21 protein-coding genes, 1 rRNA gene, 1 pseudogene and 2 riboswitches are annotated in these 23,773 nt (G+C 34.0%); of the genes and pseudogenes, 14 read left to right on the top strand and 9 right to left on the bottom strand.

The features are described from left to right. Nucleotides 1–31: 31 nt before the first annotated feature. Nucleotides 32–133, top strand: a riboswitch (purine riboswitch). 132 nt (nucleotides 134–265) lie between these two features. Beyond that, complete coding sequence (gene guaA, locus B5473_RS00415) at nucleotides 266–1,804, top strand: glutamine-hydrolyzing GMP synthase (protein WP_176141986.1); 1,539 nt, start codon at nucleotides 266–268, stop codon at nucleotides 1,802–1,804. Between the two features lie 227 nt (nucleotides 1,805–2,031). Continuing rightward, nucleotides 2,032–3,669 (top strand): hypothetical protein, encoded by a 1,638-nt coding sequence (locus B5473_RS00410; protein WP_079523166.1) that lies wholly within the window; start codon nucleotides 2,032–2,034, stop codon nucleotides 3,667–3,669. 30 nt (nucleotides 3,670–3,699) lie between these two features. On the opposite strand, the gene B5473_RS00405 is transcribed toward B5473_RS00410, so the two are convergent. The 6 genes from B5473_RS00405 to B5473_RS20365 all read right to left on the bottom strand — a co-directional run bounded on the left by B5473_RS00405 (nucleotide 3,700) and on the right by B5473_RS20365 (nucleotide 7,868). After that, on the bottom strand, nucleotides 3,700–4,875 hold the full coding sequence (locus B5473_RS00405) for a site-specific integrase (protein WP_176141983.1): 1,176 nt from the start codon (nucleotides 4,873–4,875) through the stop codon (nucleotides 3,700–3,702). A 5-nt stretch (nucleotides 4,876–4,880) separates the two neighbouring features. Continuing rightward, nucleotides 4,881–5,075 carry a DUF3173 domain-containing protein gene (locus B5473_RS00400; protein ID WP_079523164.1) on the bottom strand — a complete coding sequence of 65 codons (195 nt, stop codon included), beginning with the start codon at nucleotides 5,073–5,075 and terminating at the stop codon, nucleotides 4,881–4,883. Between the two features lie 12 nt (nucleotides 5,076–5,087). Next, complete coding sequence (locus B5473_RS00395; RefSeq protein ID WP_079523163.1) at nucleotides 5,088–6,116, bottom strand: replication initiation factor domain-containing protein; 1,029 nt, start codon at nucleotides 6,114–6,116, stop codon at nucleotides 5,088–5,090. Beyond that, nucleotides 6,116–6,589, bottom strand: a complete 474-nt coding sequence (locus tag B5473_RS00390) for a hypothetical protein (protein WP_079523162.1) — start codon at nucleotides 6,587–6,589, stop codon at nucleotides 6,116–6,118. Before B5473_RS00390 ends, B5473_RS00395 begins: the two co-directional genes overlap by 1 nt. 266 nt (nucleotides 6,590–6,855) lie before the next feature. Beyond that, nucleotides 6,856–7,653, bottom strand: coding sequence for a cell division protein FtsK (locus tag B5473_RS00385; RefSeq protein WP_254865205.1), 798 nt, complete (start codon nucleotides 7,651–7,653; stop codon nucleotides 6,856–6,858). After that, a complete protein-coding gene (locus tag B5473_RS20365) occupies nucleotides 7,650–7,868 on the bottom strand; it encodes a hypothetical protein (protein WP_139377665.1) in 219 nt (72 codons plus the stop codon). Before B5473_RS20365 ends, B5473_RS00385 begins: the two co-directional genes overlap by 4 nt. A 595-nt stretch (nucleotides 7,869–8,463) precedes the next feature. Between B5473_RS20365 and B5473_RS00375 the strand changes: the two genes are divergently transcribed. From B5473_RS00375 to B5473_RS00355, 5 genes are all read left to right on the top strand, one after another. Beyond that, a complete protein-coding gene (locus tag B5473_RS00375) occupies nucleotides 8,464–9,342 on the top strand; it encodes a helix-turn-helix domain-containing protein (RefSeq protein WP_079523160.1) in 879 nt (292 codons plus the stop codon). A gap of 14 nt (nucleotides 9,343–9,356) precedes the next feature. After that, nucleotides 9,357–9,668: a hypothetical protein gene (locus B5473_RS00370; RefSeq protein ID WP_079523159.1), complete on the top strand. Its 312-nt coding sequence runs from the start codon at nucleotides 9,357–9,359 to the stop codon at nucleotides 9,666–9,668. A 317-nt stretch (nucleotides 9,669–9,985) separates the two neighbouring features. Then, nucleotides 9,986–11,353 (top strand): AAA family ATPase, encoded by a 1,368-nt coding sequence (locus B5473_RS00365; protein ID WP_079523158.1) that lies wholly within the window; start codon nucleotides 9,986–9,988, stop codon nucleotides 11,351–11,353. A gap of 14 nt (nucleotides 11,354–11,367) precedes the next feature. Further along, complete coding sequence (locus B5473_RS00360) at nucleotides 11,368–11,928, top strand: hypothetical protein (RefSeq protein ID WP_079523157.1); 561 nt, start codon at nucleotides 11,368–11,370, stop codon at nucleotides 11,926–11,928. Nucleotides 11,929–12,662: 734 nt separating this feature from the next. Further along, nucleotides 12,663–14,144 (top strand): MHYT domain-containing protein, encoded by a 1,482-nt coding sequence (locus tag B5473_RS00355; RefSeq protein WP_254865204.1) that lies wholly within the window; start codon nucleotides 12,663–12,665, stop codon nucleotides 14,142–14,144. On the opposite strand, the pseudogene B5473_RS00350 reads toward B5473_RS00355, so the two are convergent. Continuing rightward, a pseudogene (locus B5473_RS00350) lies at nucleotides 14,091–15,637 on the bottom strand (IS3 family transposase). The gene B5473_RS00355 and the pseudogene B5473_RS00350 overlap by 54 nt on opposite strands. Before the next feature lie 36 nt (nucleotides 15,638–15,673). Here B5473_RS00350 and B5473_RS00345 point away from each other — a divergent pair. The 4 genes from B5473_RS00345 (at nucleotide 15,674) to B5473_RS00335 (ending at nucleotide 19,619) form a co-directional block, all read left to right on the top strand. Next, complete coding sequence (locus B5473_RS00345; protein ID WP_303047297.1) at nucleotides 15,674–16,504, top strand: putative bifunctional diguanylate cyclase/phosphodiesterase; 831 nt, start codon at nucleotides 15,674–15,676, stop codon at nucleotides 16,502–16,504. Continuing rightward, the gene (locus B5473_RS20555; protein WP_176141982.1) at nucleotides 16,482–16,634 is read left to right on the top strand and encodes a hypothetical protein; all 153 of its coding nucleotides are present in this window, start codon (nucleotides 16,482–16,484) and stop codon (nucleotides 16,632–16,634) included. Before B5473_RS00345 ends, B5473_RS20555 begins: the two co-directional genes overlap by 23 nt. A gap of 199 nt (nucleotides 16,635–16,833) precedes the next feature. Further along, on the top strand, nucleotides 16,834–18,525 hold the full coding sequence (locus B5473_RS00340) for a methyl-accepting chemotaxis protein (protein WP_079523156.1): 1,692 nt from the start codon (nucleotides 16,834–16,836) through the stop codon (nucleotides 18,523–18,525). Between the two features lie 206 nt (nucleotides 18,526–18,731). Next, nucleotides 18,732–19,619 carry a DUF2382 domain-containing protein gene (locus tag B5473_RS00335; protein WP_079523155.1) on the top strand — a complete coding sequence of 296 codons (888 nt, stop codon included), beginning with the start codon at nucleotides 18,732–18,734 and terminating at the stop codon, nucleotides 19,617–19,619. A 289-nt stretch (nucleotides 19,620–19,908) separates the two neighbouring features. Here the strand turns inward: B5473_RS00335 and B5473_RS00330 are convergent, their stop codons facing one another. Next, nucleotides 19,909–20,310 (bottom strand): hypothetical protein, encoded by a 402-nt coding sequence (locus B5473_RS00330; protein ID WP_139377662.1) that lies wholly within the window; start codon nucleotides 20,308–20,310, stop codon nucleotides 19,909–19,911. Nucleotides 20,311–20,390: 80 nt separating this feature from the next. Then, the gene (locus tag B5473_RS00325; RefSeq protein ID WP_079523154.1) at nucleotides 20,391–20,798 is read right to left on the bottom strand and encodes an NUDIX hydrolase; all 408 of its coding nucleotides are present in this window, start codon (nucleotides 20,796–20,798) and stop codon (nucleotides 20,391–20,393) included. Between the two features lie 199 nt (nucleotides 20,799–20,997). Continuing rightward, nucleotides 20,998–21,099: riboswitch (purine riboswitch) on the top strand. A gap of 141 nt (nucleotides 21,100–21,240) precedes the next feature. Between B5473_RS00325 and B5473_RS00320 the strand changes: the two genes are divergently transcribed. The 3 genes from B5473_RS00320 to B5473_RS00310 form a co-directional block, all read left to right on the top strand. Next, a complete protein-coding gene (locus B5473_RS00320; protein WP_079523153.1) occupies nucleotides 21,241–22,575 on the top strand; it encodes an NCS2 family permease in 1,335 nt (444 codons plus the stop codon). Nucleotides 22,576–22,672: 97 nt separating this feature from the next. Continuing rightward, complete coding sequence (locus tag B5473_RS00315; protein ID WP_079523152.1) at nucleotides 22,673–23,149, top strand: GNAT family N-acetyltransferase; 477 nt, start codon at nucleotides 22,673–22,675, stop codon at nucleotides 23,147–23,149. Between the two features lie 403 nt (nucleotides 23,150–23,552). Further along, nucleotides 23,553–23,773: ribosomal RNA gene (locus tag B5473_RS00310) — 16S ribosomal RNA — on the top strand; the annotation flags it as partial.

Below are 23,773 nucleotides of genomic sequence, written 5' to 3'. Positions count from 1 at the left end.
TTTTAATTCGATGAAAGAGTAAAATTTAGAAAAATAAATAGTATTGTGCCTTCATATAAGTCTGGTAATATGGTCCAGATGTTTCTACTAAGTTACCCTAAATAACTTATCTATGACGGTGGGTCTCACTATATCCTTTTAAGGGATAGTTATACCCACTTGAAGAAGAGATGAAATATGAACGCGTAGAAATTATTTTCTTACGCGTTTTTTTCTTAATATAGGCCGCAAAAAATTAGAAGAGGTGGAAATAGTGTCAACTCCTATGTTAAAAGAGCAAGAAAAGATTGTCGTTCTTGATTTCGGTAGTCAGTTCAACCAATTAATCACTCGTCGTATTCGTGAATTCGGTGTATTCTCGGAATTACATCCACATACGATCACTGCTGAAGAAATTAAAGAAATGAATGCTGTAGGTATCGTATTCTCAGGCGGTCCAAACTCTGTATATGATGAATCGGCATTTCATGTAGATCCAGCGATTTTTGAATTGGGTTTACCGATTTTAGGCATTTGTTATGGCATGCAGTTAATGGCCCACACACATGGCGGTAAAGTGGAAGGCGCGGCAACTCGTGAATACGGGAAAGCTGAAATTAACATTACTTCGGATAATAAATTATTTGCGGAATTACCAAAAGATCAAGTTGTATGGATGAGCCATGGTGACCATGTAACAGCGGTACCAGAAGGTTTTGAAGTAATTGCGACAAGCCCGGCATGTTCGATTGCAGCAATGGCTGATGCTTCTCGTAAATTTTATGCAGTACAATTCCACCCGGAAGTACGCCACTCTGTATACGGAAATGATTTACTGAAAAACTTCGTATTCAATGTTTGTGAAGCAAAAGGCGACTGGTCTATGGCAAACTTCATTGAAATCGAAATTGCGAAAATCCGTGAGCAAGTTGGAGACAAGCAAGTACTTTGTGCATTATCAGGCGGAGTTGATTCATCTGTAGTAGCAGTGTTAATCCACAAAGCAATCGGTGACCAATTAACTTGTATGTTCGTGGACCACAACTTAAACCGTAAAGGCGAAGTTGAGCAAGTTATGAAAACTTTCACAGAGGACTTCGATATGAAACTGATCAAAATCGATGCTCGTGAACGTTTCATGAATAAACTTGCCGGTGTTTCTGACCCTGAGCAAAAACGTAAAATTATCGGTAACGAGTTTATCTACGTATTTGATGAAGAATCATCAAAGCTAAAAGATATGGATTTCTTAGCGCAAGGTACGCTTTACACAGATATTATTGAATCTGGTACAGCAACTGCCCAAACAATTAAATCTCACCACAATGTTGGTGGTTTACCGGAAGATATGAAATTTGAATTAATCGAACCGTTAAATACACTATTCAAAGACGAAGTGCGCGCTTTAGGTCTTGAATTAGGTCTACCTGAAGAGGTAGTATGGCGTCAACCTTTCCCAGGCCCTGGATTAGGTATCCGTGTACTTGGTGAAGTAACAGAAGAAAAATTGGAAATCGTTCGTGAAGCAGACTACATCCTTCGCGAAGAAATTAAAAAAGCTGGTCTTGAACGCGACATTTGGCAATACTTCGCTGTATTACCTGATATCCGTTCAGTAGGTGTAATGGGCGATGGCCGTACGTATGATTACGCAGTAGGTATCCGCGGTGTAACATCAATCGACGGCATGACATCTGACTGGGCGCGTATCCCTTACGATGTACTGGAGAAGATTTCTGTACGTATCGTCAACGAAGTGAAGCACGTAAACCGCGTGCTGTATGACATTACTTCTAAGCCACCAGCAACGATTGAGTGGGAATAGTTAAATAACAACCTAAAAAGCTTAGTAGAGCCTTATTTAATAGGGTTTTTGCTGAGCTTTTTTGTTTGGTGATACCTAATTTGATACCAATAATCAATTTATATTAAAAATTAAGCTAAAATAAAAGTTGATATATTTAATTTCTAGCCTTGCTTTAAAGTGTAGTTCTTTAATGATATGCTAAATTTAAAAAAATTTAGTTGTTAAAATAACAAAGGGGAAGAAGAATGAAAATTAATAGTGGCTACTTAGATTATTTTTATGTTCTATCTTCAGATGAAATATTAGAAAAAGATTTATTTATAGATTATATTCATAAAATTGTTAAGGATCCTTTAAGAATCTCTATTGAAAGTGCAGATTATAAAATAAATTTCCATGAAAATTTTGAGAAAGAAATAGAAGAAAGGTTTGAATTATGTAAAAAAGCAAATGAAAAAGGTGAAATAATTTCTCCCATCTTAAAGAAAAGTATTAAGCTACCTGAAAAAATAGAGATAACTTCCTCGGGTACACAGCTATTAGTATCTCATGATGGGGAAGACAGGCTCCTTAACACTCAATTATTAGCTCTAGAGAGACTAGCGAAGTTACTTAATATGGAGAGGTTTTACACTGGTAACCAGAGTAAAGATACTAAGAATAGGTTTATAATTCGCCCTCCTGAAATTTTAAATTCAAATGAAGTTTATATTCCCACTATTATGTTAACGATATATAAGAATGGGAAAATTATAATACATTTTTCATTGTTTATAGAAGATGTAGATGTTTTTCGATTGAGTGGAGATAAGTGGGATATAACTTTTGATGAAATTCTGTTTCCTGAGAAAATAGAGAAGGAGAGTATAAAAAATATCTCTTATAGCGATATGATATATAGATATGTAGATTATTATAAGGAGTTTTTGGGGCTAGATAACGCCATTAGTTATGGACTAAAGCATTTAACACTAATAGACTATTCATATAGACCAGAGTACTTTAAAGTAAAAAATTCTAAATCGTTTAATGAAGGGATATATAGAATTTTATTTGCACCGATTTTTAAACATCAATTACAGTCTGAGGAAATATGTAGTGAAATACTAGAAAAACAAGTATATAGATATTCTCAAAATTATAATTTATATGCTAACTATGACAGGTTAATTTCGTGTTTAGGTAAAAACTTTGAAAAAGATGCGGAAGACCAATTACTATTTAATGGTGTTAGTAAAGATGATTTGAAGGAGGGTATATTTGATACAGAGCAAATTTATAGAATTACTTTAGAATCAAATATAACTGCAATTGAAGATATTTTGATAGAGAAGATGCAAACAGATTTAGTAAATTACACACAATGGGATATTAATATGCCTATGTGGAAATTGTTAGATAATCAGATACTAGAAACAGAAGCTTATATTGATAATTATTATAAGTCATTTTATCATTACGAATCTTTAATGAGATTACGAAATTTTATTTTGGAAAAATGTGAAGGTTATTTGAATTTTAAAGTTATTCATGAAAGAAAAACCCAAATTGAAAAAGTTTTAGTATTAAAAAAAGAGAAAGCGATATATAGAGCTACATTAGTAGGACCTCTATTGACGATATTACTAACAGGACTTTTATCATATTCATCAATAGAAAGTATAACTACAGCATTCTCCATTGAGGAATGGAGAATACTTATATATTTAATAGTAAATATTGCATTTGATACATTCTTAGTTATTATTTTTAAATCTCAATTTCAAGAGGTATTCAGTGTAGTAAAGAAACAAGTTACCACAAATAAATTGAAAAAACCTATTCGGCGGTTATTAGAATTCATAAAGAAAAAAATTTCTAAATATAATTATTTTTTTCTTTAAAGATGAAGTTAAAGTAATAAAGGAAGTACTTTAATATTTAAATGATTGGTTACCTAGGAACTTTGTTTTCTTTGCTGCTGATGTTTTGTACTGAATTTTACCACTCATGTTTTTAGCTATTTCAAAATTTACATTAGGATAAAGGTGTGAATACGTACTAAGAGTAGTTTTAATATCCTCATGCCCTAAACGATCCTTGATAACCAAAGGATTAGCATTATATTCATTAATTAAAAATGATGCATGAGAATGGCGTAAGCCTTTAGCTTGAATTGGTTTTACACCAGCTAATTTTGCATGCCTAGTAATAATTCGCGCTACCGTTGATTTCCATGTTGGAGAACCGTCATAAGATAGAACTAATTTGATATCACCAAAATCTACTTGGCGTGTTTTCCAAGCCTGTAAAATTGAAATCGTGTCAGTATCAATTGCAATTGTTCTTAGTGCAGCTTTCGTTTTAGTTGGTCCTAAGCTCCAGTCATTTCTGTTTTTAAGTCGTAAAGAATGGGTGACTGTGAGTGTTCCTTTATCCAAGTCGATCTCTTCTTTCCACCTTAATGCAGTGGCTTCATTTACTCGTAATCCTGTCATAAAATATAACCAAACAATTACGAATGAATAATGCTCATAATAGTCATCTAAATTAAATGTAGATAGTACTTTTTCAAATTCTTCTTTTGTCCAAAACTCTACTTTAACTTTTTCTTTTGGAACAGTTCCAACTTGTTTAGCGCGATTATTTTTAATCATTCCTAGACTAACAGCTTTTTCTAAAGTTTGAGAAAAGAGACCGTAAACCATCCTAGAATAATTTTGAGAATGTTGTTCGGTCAAACTGTTTTTCCAAATCTGAATATCTAAATTTGTTATGTTATCGATTTTCTTTTTCCCGAAGTGTTTCATAATCTTTTTTAGAACAGGCAATCGATTTTCAAAAGTTGTTATTTGTACTTTCGATTTATATTCGGGAATGAATAGTTGTTCCAAAAATGTAGTGTAATCCATACTACTATTTGAAAACTGTCCCATATCTTGAGCATCTTTTAATTCTGCGATTTTGGCTTCGTACGCCTCTTTTTGAGAATTAAAGCCCCTTCGTACTTTACGAATGCGTTTACCCGTCACGGCATCAAAGCCGAGGGAAACGGAGTAGTACCATTTCCCAGACTTTTTATCTTTATAGACACCAGTGATTTTTGCCATTAACATCAACCCTTTGTGTCGAAAAATTTTAATCCTGTAATCTCTTCAACTGCTTCTTTAGGAACGCGCCCTAAACGTTTATTGTTATAAAAGTTATAACCACGCTTAACCATTAAAGCTTTAGCTTCACGAATGATTCCTTGTGCAGTGCATTTTGTATAACCAATTGCGATTAATTCGTCTTTACTAATTACATTCAAGTTAAAACACTCCTAAATTTCATCATCACCTAATAATTCGTTTACGCGTTGAGTAATCATAGATTGATCTAAATCCGTAAATTTAGATTGCCCAATATTAAGCTCTTCACGTAAATAAGCATCGGCAAATTCCACACCAAAAGCACGTTTATAAACTTCATAAATCATAGCCCTAGATTTTGTTGTAGATTTTTCAATCCAAAGCTTTTTTTCTTTTAACGTAGTTTTTGCCTTTGTCACTCGTAATGGTATTTTAGGGATATCTTTAATAAATTCATCCCACCATTTCATATTGTTCCACCGAGATTTGTTATGAAAGTCTTTTTTGCCTTTTGGTTGGGTTTTAAATGAGTAATGACTTGCTAAAATACCTTTCACTATGACATTTAACGGTTTGCCATCAGAAATATAATTGCATACTTCTTTGGCTTTAGAATCACCAAGCTCTAATTCCCATCGAACCCATTTTTTTATATTTAAAATTTCATCTGTGTTGTCTCTGATTTCTTGTTTTTTATCATAAATGCGTAACATTTGTGGGTGGTTACCTATGTATAAAGTAAATCCAGTTAAAACACCGTCTAAGATACGTCCACTATTAATTTCTTTAAAGGTTTGAGATCGTGAAGAAAGTTGCCCACGTTTGACGTAATCTTGAATTTTCCTAACACTAGGAGAAGAATCGTCAAAGATATCTAGTGCTAAATCAATTCTAGATATATTAGCTTCAAAAAATACAATGGTTTTAATAAAAGAATGCCAATGCCATCCAGTGTTTTGTGACATATATTTCTCGTACTGTCTACAAGCTTTTCCAGATAAATTAACTAAAACGTTAGAATGTTTTTCGCTAGTATGAATTTCAATATTAGCGAAACAGTAGCGAATGTGATAAGAAGGAAAAGGACTAGCTTTCCCTTCTTGATCAAACTCACAAAATGGAATACCTAATACATTCTCAGCAACAAACTTAGGATTAATGTCTGTAATGGAAAACCTTAACCAATCAATCAGGCAGGAATTTGCAAAGTCTTTATCCATTAAATAATTTTATAATTTTTTGCAGAGACCTTTAACTCAGCAAATTGCCAAGTATCCACCATTGAACCATTTGAAAAAGATTTTTTTTGAACTTTCTTAGGTGTTACAGTAATATTTTCAAAAGTCATTGGAATAAATTCATCTTGTTCAAACTTATCTAAAATAGGTAACAAATCTTGACTTTCAACTGTAATAGTAATAGGGGCGCCGAATTCACTTAATTGATTTGCTACAGCTAGTTCAACTAAAGAACGGTCATATACCTTGAATAAAATAGTTACTTTACCTGTTTCAACAACTTCGCCAAGGGAAGTACGTTCTTTTTCTGCTTTTGTAGTGATTTCTTTTGCAAGTGCTACGAAGTTTTGAGGTAATTTAAATTGATTTAAGTCAAATTTAAGAACTGATAAATCTTGGTCTGTACCATCTGTTAGGGAAATTTTATTTGTTGCTGCTAATTTTAATTTTGCCATTATAAAGGCTCCTTTTAATTTAATTTTCCCAAATATTCGGGATTTCAAAATCGTGATTAACCAAGTAACATCAAGGGTTTAAAGAAAGAACGATTGAGTTCATTTCCCCCGTGTTACTAACGGGGGAATTAAGTTTAAAAGACCTTCCACTCCGCATTGCTTCGTGGTTGCACTAAACAGACAATCATTAAACCGGCTCCGCCTATCCTTTTGCTTGCGCAAGGATTTTAATAATTATCAGTTGAGCACTCGAAAAGGGTTGTATACTATTCACAAGATTCATCTTTATAATTGTGAGAATTATCATAAAGAAATTTATTTAATAGCTCTTTAACATCTACTTTATTTGTATCCAACAAAGGTGTTTGAAAAGCTCTAGGAGTACTCCAACCGAGACCATCTAAGAATATGTAACCTTTACCTATCCCTTTTTCAGCAGATGGCAGTTCTTCATAAAAATCACCGAAAACCATTCGGTAACTATCTTTAGACATTCTTCCTAGTGCAACCCTCATCCCAGCATTTTCGCGAATTGTTGTTGATAGAACTTCTGCTGAAAACCTCTGAGAAGAGAGTATAGCGAATATCCCAGCTGCGCGACCTTTAAGCATTATTTGTATTAATAACGATTCGATTTCTTTACCAATTTTTTTGTTTTCTCCCATAGTTGCAATTAATTCGTCAAAGAATAAAAAAATGGGTCTAAGTTTATAGGTAGTGAAATTTGAACCAACGGTAGAGCTTTCTGTAGAAAAATATATTTCATATCGAAGGTTCATTCTTTCATTTAACTCTCGTAATAATTTGCATGTTTGATTTGGCGTTGAAGCTATATGTGAATTTCGATCAACCTCGTTAAATGCAAATCTCAAGGCAAATAAATCCGACCTTTTCCCATCTATTAAATAAATATCTGCACCAATTTTCGCAGCTGAAAGAATTAAATAAGATAGAAACCGAGTTTTACCTTGTCCAGTAGGAGCCTGAATAATAGCACCTATTTGTTTAGTTTCGAATTCAAAATTCTTATTTTTATCGAGAGGTATAAATGATATGTTACTCAACTCCAATAGTCGTTAGAATCTAAAGCGAAATTGTTATTCTTAGATAAAATATATGTTGTGTGGTCTGCGTAATCATTTTGAATTGTAATTAATGTCATATTAAATTTTGTCTCGAATAATTTTCCTAATTCATCTAATTTATACGTATACTTCCCACCTAATGGGTAGACTTCGATATGTAGTTCTTCCTGGATGTAATAAAATACAATTTCCATAGAAGAACGAATCTTACCGTTAACTTCATAATAAAAATGATTTTGTTCTATTAATTGTAAAAGTTTATTTTTATTTCTTTGTTTTTCAGAAAATGAAATAGGGCTTTGATAAAACAAAATAAGGTTAATAGAAGTTAGTAATACTAAAACTAAAATATAAATGTAATTTGGAACTAGATAATTCGAATTAATACTATTGAAAAAGGAATTTAAAAATTTAATGAAAAATAAAGATCCTATTCCAATAATCGAGAATGATAAATACCAAATTAAATCAAGTTGTTTATATCTTAGTTTGGCTCTATACTTATAAGTGATATTTTTTTTAAACACTGAATTCTCCTTTTTGAATTTTGTGTGCAAAAGCAACGTCTGCCAACGTTGCTTTTTTGTTATTCAACAAACAATAAATCACCCCCTCAATTTCAATGAATAAAAATGACCACAATTCAATTATATATCGTTTGAATTTAATATCAATACTTTCAAACGATGATTAAAACATTTTTTGAAATTTTAATAGAAATAGTGTAAATTAAAGATAAATAGAGACAGTTTTAGTTTAAGTTTTTATTTAATAACACAGGAGGTAAATATGAAACCTGATCGTGTAAAAGTCGGTTTGCGTTTAAAAGTATTAAAGGATACATTGGGAATTTCTTTAGCAGAATTTGCAGAAAGAATAGAATCTACTAAAGGGACATTTAATTCATATCTTCGTGGAGTAGCCTTACCGCCTGAAACTATAGTTGATAAAATTGCAATAGTTACTAATGCAACAAAAGAATGGATATATTTTGGGACGGCAAAGGAATATATGGAAGGGTATTTAGAAAACTTAAATACTTATGAAGAATTTAAAATAGCACATCCAGATAAGCTAGATGAGATAGTGCGGGAATTTGAAGATAGCTTAGGGACATTAAAAATAACACATGGTATTAATGAATTATCAAATTTGAAAGAACTGAGCCAATTTTATAGTGAAGCTGCAAATGAAATCTTTATTTCAAATTATAACATCATCTTTTCAGAGTATGTTGAAAGGTTGGTTGTGGAGTATATAAAAGAATTAGAGAAGTATCCTATTTATAATAAATTATGGACTTCAAATGGAAGAGGCTATTTATCAGTTTTACATGAAAGATTGTCTAGAATCTTCCCGAAACCAAGATATGGTGAAGATGAAACAATACTAAAAATTGCAGAAGAACAATACGAATTATTAATTAATAAAATTTTATTAATGTATAAAGATGATGCAGATATTGAACGTGGTAACTTAAAAACTAAAAGCACATTAGAATATTTAATTAGAAAGTTTTCTACTTATGAAGGAATTGAAAATTTATTAAAAGATATTTCAGTAAGAAACAATTTGATATTTAACCCTAATGCAAAGGAAAATGAGGAATTAATTGAATTTCTGATGACAACATTGCCGAAGTTAAAACAAATAAAAAATAATAAATAGAAAAGAGAATTGTAATGGGATTAAAAAAAGGCATGAATGATATATATATTAGTGGTGTTTTTGTAAATGATGTAAAGGTTGCTCTTTTTAGATATGACATTGTTTACGATGAATTTTCTTCTGAATTACCTCAACTACTAGCTTATGATTGCAGATCTGGTAAATTAGAGGTGAATCAAACATTTGAAACGAGTGGTCATATTAAAAAAGATGCTGAGAAAATTTTAGAACAGTTTGCTGAAATTCATTATTTTAAAGTATCTGAGGAATATAAAAAATCACAAAAAAGCATTTTAGGAAAGATCTTCGAAAAATTAAAGAGCTAGTGATGAATAGTGTATTTTGACAATAAATAGTGCAATGTAAAAAAGCTTGGAAAGCCTTATTGCTAAAACCTTTTTTATTTGATGCAATATTTATACTAAATTATTAGGATAGAAAAGAAACAAATAAGATATTGTGTACATAGACGACAAATAAAAAAGTTATAAATGAGTCATTTTAATCTGTTTAAAATAATAAGATTTATACTAAAAAGACTTTTCATTTTTAAATGATAGTTGATTCCTTTATGCTTTTACTTACATGTTTAAAACAACTAGACCTTAGGATATAATTTATAATAAGAAAATAATTTAAGAAAATGGTGAATATAATGCTAGTAGAAAAATTAGGTCCTGTAAAGAAATGTAATATTGAACTTGGGCAAGAAACAATTCTATTAGGCAAAAACAATTCAGGAAAAACATACATTTCATATTTGTTATATGGTATGTACAAAAGAGTAGACCAAGAAAAGTTAAGATTTCTTGAGGAGTTTTTAGGTAAATTAATTGATACAAGAAGCTCATTAACTATTCAAGTTGATAAAAGTGAAATGAGTAAGTATTTGATAGAAAAAATAGTAGAAGATTTAAATACTAATTTAATTAAGGATTTGCCGATTATTTTTAATGCTAGTCAAAATGATTTTAGTGAAACAAAACTTAAAATCTTTAATTCGGATTTTGAAGATTTTTTTGAAAAGTCATTAGCTAGAACAAAGAGTGCAAATGAAAAAATTAGTTTAAAGGGAATTACCTCTACTATAACTTTAAATATTAAAAATATGGAAGAGTATTGGGAAGTTACATTAGAGGAACTAGATTCATTATTTGATGAAGAAAATGATTTAGATTTTGATCGAACAAATAAAGCCTTTTTAAAAGTTGCTATAATATTTTTTTCTAGGAAAGTATTCGCAATGCCGAGTATTTTGTATATTCCAGCAGAAAGAAATGGAATTAATGTTTTTAGAAAGGAATTATCTATTAAAAGAAGTACCAAGTCCTTTGATATAAATTCGGAATCGCTACCATCTGAAAAATATCCGCTTCCTATATCCGATTATATGAAGTATTTAAATCGTATTGATCTTACTGTTGCCGAAAAGTTTTTGGATAAAGAGTCAAGAATAAATATTTGGAATCGTTTTTCGGCGGATATTCTTAAAGGTAAATATGAATATGATATAGAACAAAACGAATACTATTATAGAGAAATATACTCTACAAATAATGAAAAGATTAAATATAAACAGAAGAAAATACCATTACAAATATCTTCTTCATCAATTAAGTCTTTGTTTGGTTTAGAATACTATATAAAATATCTTTTTTCTGAAGGTGATATTTTATTTATTGATGAACCAGAAATGAACTTAGATCCTGAGAATCAAACTAAATTTGCAGAGTTATTAGTTGAATTGTCTAAATTAGGCGTAAAAATTATCATTTCAAGTCATAGTGATTATTTAATTCGATCTACTACTAATAAAATTTTGAATGCGAAGGTAAATGAGGAAGATATAAATTGTAAAGTGATGGGTTACTATTTCAATGTAAATGACGTCAGAACAATTGGAGATTTATCAGAAGTAGAATATATAGATATTTTTGATGATATTAATGTCAAATTAGAAGATGAGTATTTTCTTTTAAAAAATATGTTGAATCAAAAAGAATCAAATTAAAGAAGGTTTTAATAATGGAATTAATAGATAATTTTAATTACTATATCAAAGAAAATTTTTTTTACATTATTGAAAATCAAAATAAATTGCATTTAATTGAAGAAAAAGGTGATCAGTATGAAGTAACAATTAAAATAGATAAAGCGGAAAGTAAATTCTTAGTCATTCATAAATTGGAGGATTTAAAGAAAGAATATGCCTTGTATTTAAAACAACATCCTAAGGATTGTGATTACATAATTTTAGATTTAATTGAGAAGATAGTTTATGTAATTGAACTTAAGGATAAAGATTACTCGAACGGGAACTTTATGAAACAGATAAGATCTGGGGAATATTGGTTACAACATTTATTGTTTTGTTGTAAGTTAGAGGGTTATACAGATGATTGGCATATTAAACGGGTTGGTATTAGATATGGTCCAGCCCGTCCAACAAAAATTAGAAGACCAAGAAGGGCAGAGCGAGATGATAATTTGCCTAGCCCCTTAAAATACATAAAGGATATAGGAGGATATGATATATATCTACTGCAGGGAAAAGAATTTCGTTTAAGTTCTTTAATTCCTGTTTAATTATCCTCTAGATTACTAATTTATATTTAATCTAAGTTAGAATCTCATTCCTGAATAACAAGTAAAACAGCGTTTCCTCAGTAATGGGAAACTGCTGTTTTTTTGCTTTAGAGAGATAGTAAAACTTGTTATTCCATAAGCATTTGAATATCTAGCCTTATGTAATACAAATCACCTCATAATTAGTATGCTAGAAAATGAGTCAAAAGTGTACATCTTTAAACGAGTATATTTGTCCATGAACATCGTTGCATATAAAAATTGTTATAGTTGGATTGGAAAGAAAATTTATGATTAGTTTTATTGATACCAATTTTGATACCAATCATATTAGAATTTAAATTGTATAAGTGATGAGTAGAAGTTTAAAAGCCTATAGAAAATGGATTTAAGGCCTAAGTAAAGTTAATTAATTATTGAGTGGGAATAGTAATAGTTGTCTAATTTCTCATAATTCTATTCCTATTACATTTACAAAAACACCATTCTTTTAATGATAATGCCCCTGGAAGTTAGAAAAAATCTAACCTCCAGGGGTTTTTGTGTCTCGATAATGCGAAAAAGAATCATTTTTATTCTGTTCAATTTAAATTGAATGTATTAAACTTTATGAAGCCAACATGCACTTCTTATCAAGATGCAGCAATTGAGGTCAACATGAATAATTGGGACATTAATCACCATTCAGATAAATGGAGCGAATATCTTTGTTTACAATACCCGACTTGGAAAGTATGCATATTATTGAAGGAACATACGATCCCTTAGTAATACTATTGTCTTTCATTATCGCTTTTGGTGCATCCTATACAGCAATTTATATTAATCGGCGCATCAATGGAAAGGGTTTTTTTCATAAAAATATATGGTTAGTGTTGGCTTCGCTGGCAATGGGGCTTGGAATTTGGTCGATGCACTATGTTGGAATGAGTGCGCTCGTCATATCCATACCTATGAAGCATAATCTGGTACTGACGCTTATATCTGTCATCCCTGCTATTGTTGCATCGTATATGGCATTTTATTTAACCAAAAGCGACTATAAAAAGATTCAAACATTTATCGCGGCTGGTTTTTTTATGGGATGCGGGATAGCACTTATGCATTATATAGGTATGGCTGCAATGGAGATGGATGCAAAGGTTGTTTATAATCCTGTCCTGTTTAGCTTATCGATCGTGATAGCAATTGTGGCATCATTTGCCGCTTTATACATCTTTTCGATCACTGATTCTAAAATGGAAAAGGTTTTGGTGAAAAGTGTCGCCGCTTTTTTAATGGCTATCGCTGTAACAAGCATGCACTATACAGGTATGTTAGCAATGAGCTTTTATGTTGAAGGGCCGATCCATGTACATACTCATGATTCCAATATGGTTGAAGTCGTGTTCTTTGTGACAATTGGTATTGTCAGTTTGTTTGGATTTGCAATTTTAGCCAGTCGCCTAGACAGATATGTTGACTACCGGATGAAAAATTTTGATGCGTTGACGCAATTGCCGAACCATAATCAATTTACAGAAGACCAACGTATTAAAAAGAATACGGAAATGGTGTCCATTGTCCATTTAAACAACTTGGAGAAGTATGTATTAGCTTATGGCTATTCATTTGGGGATGCAATTGTCAAAAATGTAATGGAAATAATGCAAACTAATCTGCCAAATGAGACGAAATTGTATCGAACGGAAGCTAATCGCTTTACGGTGATACATGCACCTGCCGAAAGTGTGCAAAATACAATCAATGGATTGCGGAATATTTGTCTTTCGTTAGAGCGTCCGCTAAATATTGGAGAACGTATGGTTTCGGTGGAAGCGGTTTTTGCTGTTTCACAGTCAGATGAAAAAAAGCCGGTTCATGAACATTTTGCCAATGCAATTGCGGTATTACATGCTCCGTCTACACAATCCAGGCATGAAATAATAAAGTACGATCCAAAAATTCATACGTTTAATTTTGAACGACAACTTAGTCTTGATATCGGTGTTTGTCAATATAGTTGTCGCATCGAGCTATTTTACTTTTCTACTAAACTCCTATTCGTTCCAATCAAATCCCCAATTCAATCGAAGCTAGCGCGCTGTGCTTGCTGTCCTGTTGAAGTTCAATGGAAAGAAAATCGCTTTCCATTGAACTTCAACAGGGAAAAGGGGGATTTTTTATTCCTGAACGACTTCTTTTATCGGATTCAGTGCGACTTGTTGTTGCGCTGACCAATTGCGTGTCTGCCCAGCCCAACGTTCTGGATGCTTTTGTTTGGCTTCTTCATACACTAATTTTCTTTTCTCTAAAATTCCGATATGTTTACCAGTATGGCACTGCACCGGCGTCACAAATTTCAAGGCGCTATGTAAATGTACTTCGTTGTACCAGCGGACAAATTTTAATGCCCAAGCACGTGCTTCCACTACGGACTTAAACCCTTTTCGCGGGAAATCAGGGCGGTATTTCAACGTCCGAAACATCGCTTCTGAATAGGGATTATCGTTGCTGACACGTGGTCTTGAATACGAGCTTTGAATGCCCATTTTCTCCAGAAACCCTTGAAAAGTGGAGGCTTTCATCGGGCTGCCATTATCCGAATGAAGGACGAGTGGTGCACCTTGAATTTTTTCATTCAGTACCGCTTTTTGCACCAGTTGCTCCGCATAGTTTGCTTCTTCGGTTTCCCAAACCTCCCAGCCGACAACCTTGCGACTAAATAAATCAATGATTAAATAAAGACGATAAAACATACCTTTCACAGGTCCTGCTAACCACGTAATGTCCCATGTCCATACTTGATTCGGTGCCACAGCAAGATGACTTTCCGGTACCCGCTTCGTCGGTTTTTGACTAAAGCCTCGGTGATTTTGCATCTTTTCTTCGCGTAATACACGGTAAAATGTTGATTCTGAAGCGATGTACGTTCCTTGATCGGCTAACTTTGGGACAATTTGTGTTGGTGGTAAATCGGCATATTCATCCTGCTTCACAACGGTTAAAATCTCTGTTCGTTCTTCTTCGGACAGCTTATTTTTCGGTAGGGGACGCTTAGCGATAGGGCGTTGGTCCCACTGGATTTCCCCGTCCTTTACCCAACGTTCATACGTGCGAACACTAATATGCAATTCTTCACATGCTTTTGCCAATCGCGCCCCGTTTCGGTTCGCTTCTTGAATCAATTCTACTGCGAGTTTGCGATTTGACGGGCAGGTCATTCTTCCTCGTCGTCCCCCCAAATCGCTTGGGCCTTTTTTCGAAGGAGTAATAAGGCTGCCGCTTCTGCCAATGCCTTTTCTTTCTTCTGTAAGTCCTTCTCCAACGCCTTTGCCCGCTGCTTTTCTTCCTTTAATTGCCCATTCAACTGCTTTGCCTGATCAAATGCCTGACCATTTGCCTGAAGACAAACTTCTTTCCACGCTTCGATCTGCTCACGATATAAGCCTTTTCGACGACAATATTCCGCTAACTCAGCTTCATTCATCGAGAAGGTTTCCATTACTACTAAAAATTTATCATGGCTGTTCCATTTGTCGCTTGTTTGACCATTGCCAGGTGTTGCACTACCTGCTGCACGTGCTTCCTTGCGCCATTTATATAGGGTGGCTTCTGTAATGCCTGTTTCCTCATTTATTTTCGCTACCGCTTCGTTTTGTGGTGGCATCATGCGTGCAACAACGGCTTTTTTTTGTTCAGCCGTGTAGCGGATACGTTCTCTTTTCATTGTCATTTGTCTCGACCTCCGTGTTTTTACTTTACTATGCCACGTAAGCTCGGTACGACATCTATCCTAACAGAGGGGGATATTCAACGGGCGATGGATGAAAATGAGTTGTTCATTGTATATCAGCCAAAAGTGCATCCGGAGCAAAATAGTGTAGTAGGGATAGAGGCGCTTATGCGTTGGAAACATCCGGTGTTCGGAATAATATCTCCGGCGGTGTTTATCCCCATTATAGAAAATACTAATCGTATTTCAGATGTGACAGATTGGCTAATTGAGAGAGTTTGCCAACAATTAGCCTCATGGACTACTATGGGGATAGAGCTGCCGCAAATATCGATTAATATTCCGGGTATGTATTTGACATCACCACGTTTAAAAAGAGTAATCAGTGAGAGTTTGCTTAAGTATAAACTTCAAGCGTCTAAAATTGAATTGGAAGTTACTGAAACAAGTGTCATTCATGATATTCATAATGCCATATCAGCAGTAAGGGCTTTCAGGGAAAATGGCTTGTCTGTTGCGCTGGATGATTTTGGTACCGGTTTATCGTCTTTATCTTATTTGAAAGAAATACCGATATCCACTATTAAAATTGATAAATCATTTATAGATGGTGTGCCTGATTCCGCAAAAGATGCCTCGATCCTAAAATCGATTATTCACTTGTGCAATTCACTGGATTTAAATGTTTTGGTAGAAGGTGTCGAAACGAAAGAGCAGGTTCAATTTATTATGGGCTTGGAGAGAGTGCCAATCGTCCAAGGCTACTATTATTCAAAGCCATTGACAGCTGAAGAGTACGAATATTGGTTGGAAAAGCGAAAAAAAGTAGGTGAACAAAATGGGAAAATATCAGTTGGATAGTAAAGGTAAGGCAGCTGTAGCGAAATATCATGAAAAAAACAAGCCGGCACAATTCGATAAAAAGCAGCAACTTGAAAAATTGCGTGCGGAGTATTTGGAAAAGAAGAAGCAAAAACAAGATGATAAATAGTAAATAGGTTGACTGGTAACATAGGGAGAATAACGTCTTTCTATGTTTTTTTATTTGACGTTTTCTCTATATTATAAGTAATTTGTTATGACTGTTATAACATTAATAGAATATTTGTAAGTACTATGTCTTTGGTATAATTGGGACTTGTGTAGTATTAAATAAGGAATATGTTATTAGGCTAATAGGAGGGGTTTTATTGAGGTTATTAAATTTTAAAAGTGTTAAAACACGTATTTTTTTTGCCTTTGGTTCCATTTTACTGTTACTTTGTGTTTTGTTGGTGGTGAATTTTAAACAACTATCGGTTGTGCAGGAAAAAACAGAAGAATTTACATATACGAATCTGCAAATATTACTATATGGTGAAAAAATGGCCTTTCGTTTAACGCAAGGGGAATCATCATTACGTGCCTATTTATTGACGGGAGAACAGCAATATAAAGAAAAATTTGAATCAATTTATGAACAACATGAAAACTTGAGACAAGAAGCAGCTGACTTTGGTGTATCAGAAGCAGCGGTCAAATTAATGGAAAACTCAGCTTCATGGTTTGAAGTTATGCAAAATGAAGTTTTATCCGCTTATAATGCTGGGGATCGTGAGGGTGCATTGACCAAAATGCTTGCTACTGAAGATGACCTGCAGGAATACCTCAGTGGATATGAACAGTCTATTCGAATGCGTGAGGGGCTAATGCAGGAAGATGGCCAAAATGTCATTTCTCTAGTCAAAAGCACTTTACTAATTGGTGTAGTTATTGTGGTAGTTATTATGATATTTTCAATTATTATCGGTATTTCGACGTCACATGCAATTATTAATCCGTTGAGAAAAGTAATGGAACGTTTAACTGAAATTAAAAATGGACAACTTGATCAGGAACCGATTGTTGCAACATCAAAAGATGAATTTGCTACTTTAATTGAATCAACAAATTCAATGAACTCGCAATTACGTGAGATTATTGTAAATGTAACGGATGTTTCTAATGCCACAGAAAAGCAAAGTAATATGCTGGCGGAAACTTCTATATATGTATCGGAAGGTACTGAACAAATTGCTAGTACAATGCAAGAAATAGCAGCCGGAGCAGAATCCCAAGCAGGGCATGCAACGCATTTATCTGAAGAGATGGGAACTTTTGCGCATGCTATTGAAGGTATGGCTGACAGAAGCAGCAATGTGACAACGAATGCTAATGAAATTTTAATGATGAGTAAAAATGGTTATTCATTAATGACTTCGTCAACAGAACAAATGAAGAAGATAGATGGGATTATGGAAGGCGCTGTAAACAGAGTCCGTCAATTGGAAAAACAATCATCTGAAATTTCCCAACTAGTTGAAGTGATTAAGCAAATTGCTGCGCAAACTAACTTACTTGCACTTAATGCAGCGATAGAAGCAGCCCGTGCAGGTGAACATGGTAAAGGCTTTGCGGTTGTGGCGAATGAAGTTCGGAATTTAGCTGAACAAGTAAATAACTCGGTTGATGAAATAACATCAATTGTTTCGGGGGTGCAACATGAAACGGTGGATGTTGTCCGGGCATTGGAAGTTGGTTATAAAGAGGTTGAACAAGGCACTGTCCAAATTCAGGATACACAAAAAACTTTCGGGGTAATTCAAACGAATCTGGAGAAAATTACAGAGGATATTCAAGTTGTAATGAATTCGATACAGGAAATTTCACAAACATCGATGTCGATGAATTTGAAGGTACAGGAAATTGCAACGATTTCTGAGGAGTCTGCAGCTGGTGTTGAAGAAACATCCGCAGCTACACAGGAAGTAACAACTTCTATGGACAGCGTTTCAAGCAGTGCACAGGGTTTACAAGGTTTGTCTAGCCGACTAACACAAGTCATTCGTCAATTTAAATTGTAGTTTTATAAAAGGGAAAAGAATACTAAATTGCAGCTCTCTTCTCTTACGTGGTGGAAGAGAGCTTTTTCTTTCATTTTTATTACAGAATGTTAAATTTATCATCCTTGCGTTTATTATTTAGGAGAAAAGGTATTGTATAGTATGCCAAATCAAGTATAGACAGTCGGTATAAAAAAACTAACTTAATGAAACTGGAGGAATGAAACATGGAAACACGTGATAACAAATTATATGGTATTTATGACAATGAAGCGGAATTACAGGCAGAAATGGATCGCCTTCGTGCACAAGGCTATGGTGAGGAAGATATGTACATCGTATCGAATCGCAATGATCAACTATCTATGTACCGAAACTCAAAAGGTTACAGCACTAACACGGATGGTTATGACACTGATCATAAAGAAGGTTCTTGGTGGGACCGCTTTAAAGCATTTATGATGGGTGAAGATCTAGTACGCGATCAGCACTTTACACAAATGGGCATCTCTGAGGATGAACGAAACCGTTATTATGATGAATTACAGGCAGGGAAATATTTATTATATGTAGATAGAGACTACGGTACTTATTTTGATGAAGGTACTAAAAATTATGGTGTGAATAATCATTATGAGCGTGATTATGATAAAACGGATGAAGAACGTTTAGCGCTTCATGAAGAACGCTTGCAAGTAGATAAAAAACGCGTACAAACGGGTGAGGTGCAAGTCGACAAACATGTAGTCGAAGAACAACAAACGATTGAAGTGCCAGTAGAGCATGAAGAAGTTTATGTAGAAAGACGTCCTGTTAATGAAGACACAACACTTAATGCAAATGGAAAACTTCATGACGGTATTACTCATGCCTATGAAGAAGAGGGTAAAATCCATATCCCGGTAACTGAAGAACAAGTGGATGTTACGAAGAAAGATGTCGTTACGGAAGAAATCGTAGTCGGCAAACGAAAAGTAACAGATACGGAAACTGTTTCAGACACGGTTCGCCGTGAAGAAGCAGACATTAAGGATACGACTAATACTACGAATCATTTGAATGATTTAGATGATTTGGATAATGATCCGTTAAAACGAACAAACCGCGGATTATAAATAGCATAAAAAATAGGAAGCCTGTTTTACACAGGCTTCCTTGTTTTATATGTTAGTTATATGCTAGTAAGTCATTTTAGGCTTAAATTATTCTTCAACAGTGGCTTTTTCGCGAGTTTTCCACTCGATTCCACTAGTAACACATCCGAATGTAACAATTATTAACAGTACAAATAATGTGTTATGTAACCAATATGGCATTCAAACCGCTCCTTTAATGTTCTGTGTTTCTTTTATTATTTTAACATATTAAAGGGAAATACACTTACTTTTATATAGCTGGATATAATTAATTCTCTTTCTTTGTGACAAAAAATGTCACAATTATAAATAAGAAAAATGCGATTAATAAAAGAGTACCGCCTACAATGAAGAAGACCATGTTCATTGTTTCATTTGTTTCCAGCGGGTTTAAATAATGCAGCCACATCCCTATACATAAACCTAAAGCGCCGATCATACCTAAAATACTCTGGATTTTAACAAAGATCAGTTTGCGCACGGGTACTGAATAATAGAAAATCCCCCATGCAAAAACCGATAACCAGCCTACCAATACAAAATGTGCGTGGACTGGTCGTAAAGCATAGTTCAAGTTACCGCTCATAATTGATCCGATTAATACACCGATAAAACCTGAAACAGCAGCAAATCGTATTAGATACATTGCCCATTTTCGTTGATGTTGCAAAAAAACCCCTCCTCTATTTGTTCAAACTTCACTATAGAGGAGCAATATAACATTTCTATAAACTTTCTATAAAATAATTATTAGTCTAACAAATCGAAAACGTTATGCTGGTGAAAGTCTGCGATAATCTCTTGCGGTAATAATGTGAGCAATTCATCCTTCGACGCCCATAAATAGTGTAGATGTTCATCGGATAAAGTAATTTGCTCCTCTTTTGTATCACATAAGAAAGTGAGCAGGACAATTTGTCGCGTTTTACTCGTGTGGAATGTTGTCGAAAACAACTGATTTTTTACAATAATATTCAATCCAACTTCTTCTAAAAATTCCCTCTTAAGTGCGCTTTCAAATGCTTCGCCAAAACGCATATTTCCCCCTACCGTCTCCCATGTGCCTGCGCCAACTGCTTCGATTTGTGAACGCTGCACGATCAGTATTTTATTATTTTTAACAAGGACTCCTTTTATAACTACCTTAATTTCACTCAATTTGAACTCCCCAATTCAGTATAAATATAGTAAAACTTAGAATGGATTTTTGTGTATTCCAAGTTTAATAATAACAAATAAAAATACAGGAACAGAAGTAAATGACTAATTTATGGATGTTTTTACGAACTATGAATTAAAATTTATAAAAAATGTTCGGAAATAGCTTGTAATTTAAAAAATGAAATGATATATTACAAACGTAAATTAAATACGTCGTCGTATAATGTCGGGAATATGGCCCGTGAGTTTCTACCGAATCACCGTAAATGATTCGACTACGATTTATAAATAAGTAATAACACTACTATAATAGGAGTGTAGTATACTTATTTTCCTTAAATCGTGGACATGCGGCATTTATGCTTTGCGTGTCTTTTTTGTTTTTAAGGTAAAATGTTCTTTAGATGTTGAAGACGACAACACGGAGGAAAGTTTCATTATGAAAAAGTATTTCGAGTTCGATAAACTTGGAACTAATTATCGTCGAGAGATTTTAGGTGGCTTCACAACATTCTTGGCAATGGCTTACATTTTAGTAGTAAACCCTAGCATTTTAACGCTATCTGATATTGAAGGTTTACCAGATGCATTACGCATGGATTATGGGGCAGTATTTGTGGCAACAGCTGTATCAGCAGCAATTGGATGTTTCATTATGGGGATTGTTGCAAGATATCCTTTAGCTTTAGCGCCAGGTCTTGGCTTAAACGCATTCTTTGCTTACACGGTTGTATTAACAAACGGAAGCCCTTGGCAACACGCTTTGGCTGCAGTATTTGTATCTGGTGTATTCTTCTTGTTATTAACGGTTACAGGATTACGTGAAAAATTAATCAACGCCATCCCAATGGAACTTAAAATTGCTGTTGGTGCTGGTATCGGGTTATTCGTTTCTTTTATTGGTTTAAAAAATGCTGGCATTATCGTTGCGAGTGAAGCAACAGTTGTCGGTTTAGGTAACTTACACGATGCAGAAGTATTATTAGCGATTTTTGGTATTCTTCTTACAGTAATTTTCTTAGTTCGTGGAATGAAAGCTGGCGTATTTATTGCAATGGCTATTACTGCAATCGCAGGTATGATTTTTGGTTTAGTTGAATTACCATCTCAAATTGTTTCGGCACCACCAAGTGTTGAACCAACTTTCGGTAAATTATTCTCAGCGTTCACTCATCCGGAGTTCTATTCACTAACAATGGTATCGGTTATTCTATCATTCCTGTTCGTAGACTTCTTTGACAACGCGGGTACTTTAATGGCCGTTGCCAACCAAGCAGGATTTGTTAAAAACAATAAATTACCTCGTGCAGGAAAAGCATTAATCTCAGATTCAATCGCTTCTATTTCAGGTTCGATCTTTGGTACATCTACAGTAACATCTTATGTAGAATCTTCAGCAGGAGTTGGAGCAGGCGCACGTACAGGTTTTGCTTCAATCGTAACAGGTATCTGTTTCTTGTTGGCGTTATTCTTATCACCGGTATTAAGTGTTGTGACAAATGCTGTTACTGCACCGGCATTAATCGTTGTAGGTATTTTAATGGTATCTTCACTTGGACAAATCGAGTGGAATAAATTCGAAGTAGCTGTACCAGCATTCTTCACAATGTTAATGATGCCGTTAACATCATCAATCGCAACAGGCCTTGCAGTAGGTTTCGTGTTCTACCCATTAACAATGGTGTTAAAAGGTAAAGCAAAAGAAGTAAACCCGATTATGTATATTTTCGCAGTGCTCTTCCTGATCTATTTAGGTACTGTCGGTTCAATGTAAAATCATTCACCAGTCAACTATTGTTGGCTGGTTTCTTTGTTTTTGCAGGAAAATATAATTTGGTAATCGAACTGAATATTAGAAAGGGGAGAGTTGAATGGTTATCAAAATAGAAGAAGCAAAGGAACAACACTATATAGAAGTAAATCGTTTAGTAAGACAAGGACATGACGATCATGTAAGGGGGGATAATACAGTATTCCGTGAAGTAGAGAGTGTTATGCCAGAAGAATATTATTTGGAATTGCTTGAGCAAGAGCAAAGTACAGTATTAATAGCAAGGGAGGGAAATAAAATAATAGGCTTTGCTGTCATTAGTATAGAAGCTTCACCTGATTTCCCTTCGTTAGTTCAGAGGAGGTTTGCATACATTCATGATTTTGGTGTAGACCAGTCAGAAAAACGAAAAGGAATTGGATCGCTGTTATTTGAAGCTTGTCTAAAGTGGGCGAAAGAAATGAATGTTGATGAAGTGGAGTTAAATGTATGGGAATTCAATGAAGAGGCCATTGCATTTTATAAAAAACATTCTATGAAAACTATCAGCAGGAAATTGAGATTGGCTCTTCAATAGTTATTTCTATAGGAAAAGTAAATTATTTTTAAGTGACAAGTAAATTAACTTTACTTTATATATAATAGGAAGAAACTCATTTTAGCTCACCATATAGAAATCAGAAAATTTTTTCTTTAAATAAAGGGTTGCGTAAACCTTTGTAACGGGTGTATAGTTAATCACGTTGTTACGAAACAAACGCAAACAACATAAGCGAAAAAATAAATTTCAATAAAGTTGTTGACAAACAAAGACAACGCTGTTAAAATTTAAAACAGTCGCACCAAACGACTAACACTATGAACCTTGAAAACTGAACAAGCAACGTTAATGAAACAAGCTTCTTAAATGAAGCAAACAATAGATTCCAACTTCTAACGAAGTTGGATCGCTAGCAAAGCAAATGAGCTTTCAAACTACTTTTATGGAGAGTTTGATCCTGGCTCAGGACGAACGCTGGCGGCGTGCCTAATACATGCAAGTCGAGCGAAAATTTTATTGGTGCTTGCACCTTTAAAATTTTAGCGGCGGACGGGTGAGTAACACGTGGGTAACCTACCTTATAGATTGGGATAACTCCGGGAAACCGGGGCTAATACCGAATAATACTTTTTAACACATGTTTGAAAGTTGAAAGACGGT

Origin of the sequence: Solibacillus isronensis (genome assembly GCF_900168685.1) — a bacterium.
GTDB lineage: Bacteria > Bacillota > Bacilli > Bacillales_A > Planococcaceae > Solibacillus > Solibacillus isronensis_A.
This window is presented reverse-complemented; position numbering and strand designations above follow the sequence as displayed.

Coding starts and splice junctions, on each gene's coding strand:
- guaA (WP_176141986.1), top strand. CDS start 266: ATGTTAAAAGAGCAAGAAAAGATTGTCGTTCTTGATTTCGGTAGTCAG.
- B5473_RS00410 (WP_079523166.1), top strand. CDS start 2,032: ATGAAAATTAATAGTGGCTACTTAGATTATTTTTATGTTCTATCTTCA.
- B5473_RS00405 (WP_176141983.1), bottom strand. CDS start 4,875: ATGGCAAAAATCACTGGTGTCTATAAAGATAAAAAGTCTGGGAAATGG.
- B5473_RS00395 (WP_079523163.1), bottom strand. CDS start 6,116: ATGGATAAAGACTTTGCAAATTCCTGCCTGATTGATTGGTTAAGGTTT.
- B5473_RS00390 (WP_079523162.1), bottom strand. CDS start 6,589: ATGGCAAAATTAAAATTAGCAGCAACAAATAAAATTTCCCTAACAGAT.
- B5473_RS20365 (WP_139377665.1), bottom strand. CDS start 7,868: ATGGAAATTGTATTTTATTACATCCAGGAAGAACTACATATCGAAGTC.
- B5473_RS00375 (WP_079523160.1), top strand. CDS start 8,464: ATGAAACCTGATCGTGTAAAAGTCGGTTTGCGTTTAAAAGTATTAAAG.
- B5473_RS00370 (WP_079523159.1), top strand. CDS start 9,357: ATGGGATTAAAAAAAGGCATGAATGATATATATATTAGTGGTGTTTTT.
- B5473_RS00365 (WP_079523158.1), top strand. CDS start 9,986: ATGGTGAATATAATGCTAGTAGAAAAATTAGGTCCTGTAAAGAAATGT.
- B5473_RS00360 (WP_079523157.1), top strand. CDS start 11,368: ATGGAATTAATAGATAATTTTAATTACTATATCAAAGAAAATTTTTTT.
- B5473_RS00355 (WP_254865204.1), top strand. CDS start 12,663: ATGCATATTATTGAAGGAACATACGATCCCTTAGTAATACTATTGTCT.
- B5473_RS00345 (WP_303047297.1), top strand. CDS start 15,674: ATGCCACGTAAGCTCGGTACGACATCTATCCTAACAGAGGGGGATATT.
- B5473_RS20555 (WP_176141982.1), top strand. CDS start 16,482: ATGGGAAAATATCAGTTGGATAGTAAAGGTAAGGCAGCTGTAGCGAAA.
- B5473_RS00335 (WP_079523155.1), top strand. CDS start 18,732: ATGGAAACACGTGATAACAAATTATATGGTATTTATGACAATGAAGCG.
- B5473_RS00320 (WP_079523153.1), top strand. CDS start 21,241: ATGAAAAAGTATTTCGAGTTCGATAAACTTGGAACTAATTATCGTCGA.
- B5473_RS00315 (WP_079523152.1), top strand. CDS start 22,673: ATGGTTATCAAAATAGAAGAAGCAAAGGAACAACACTATATAGAAGTA.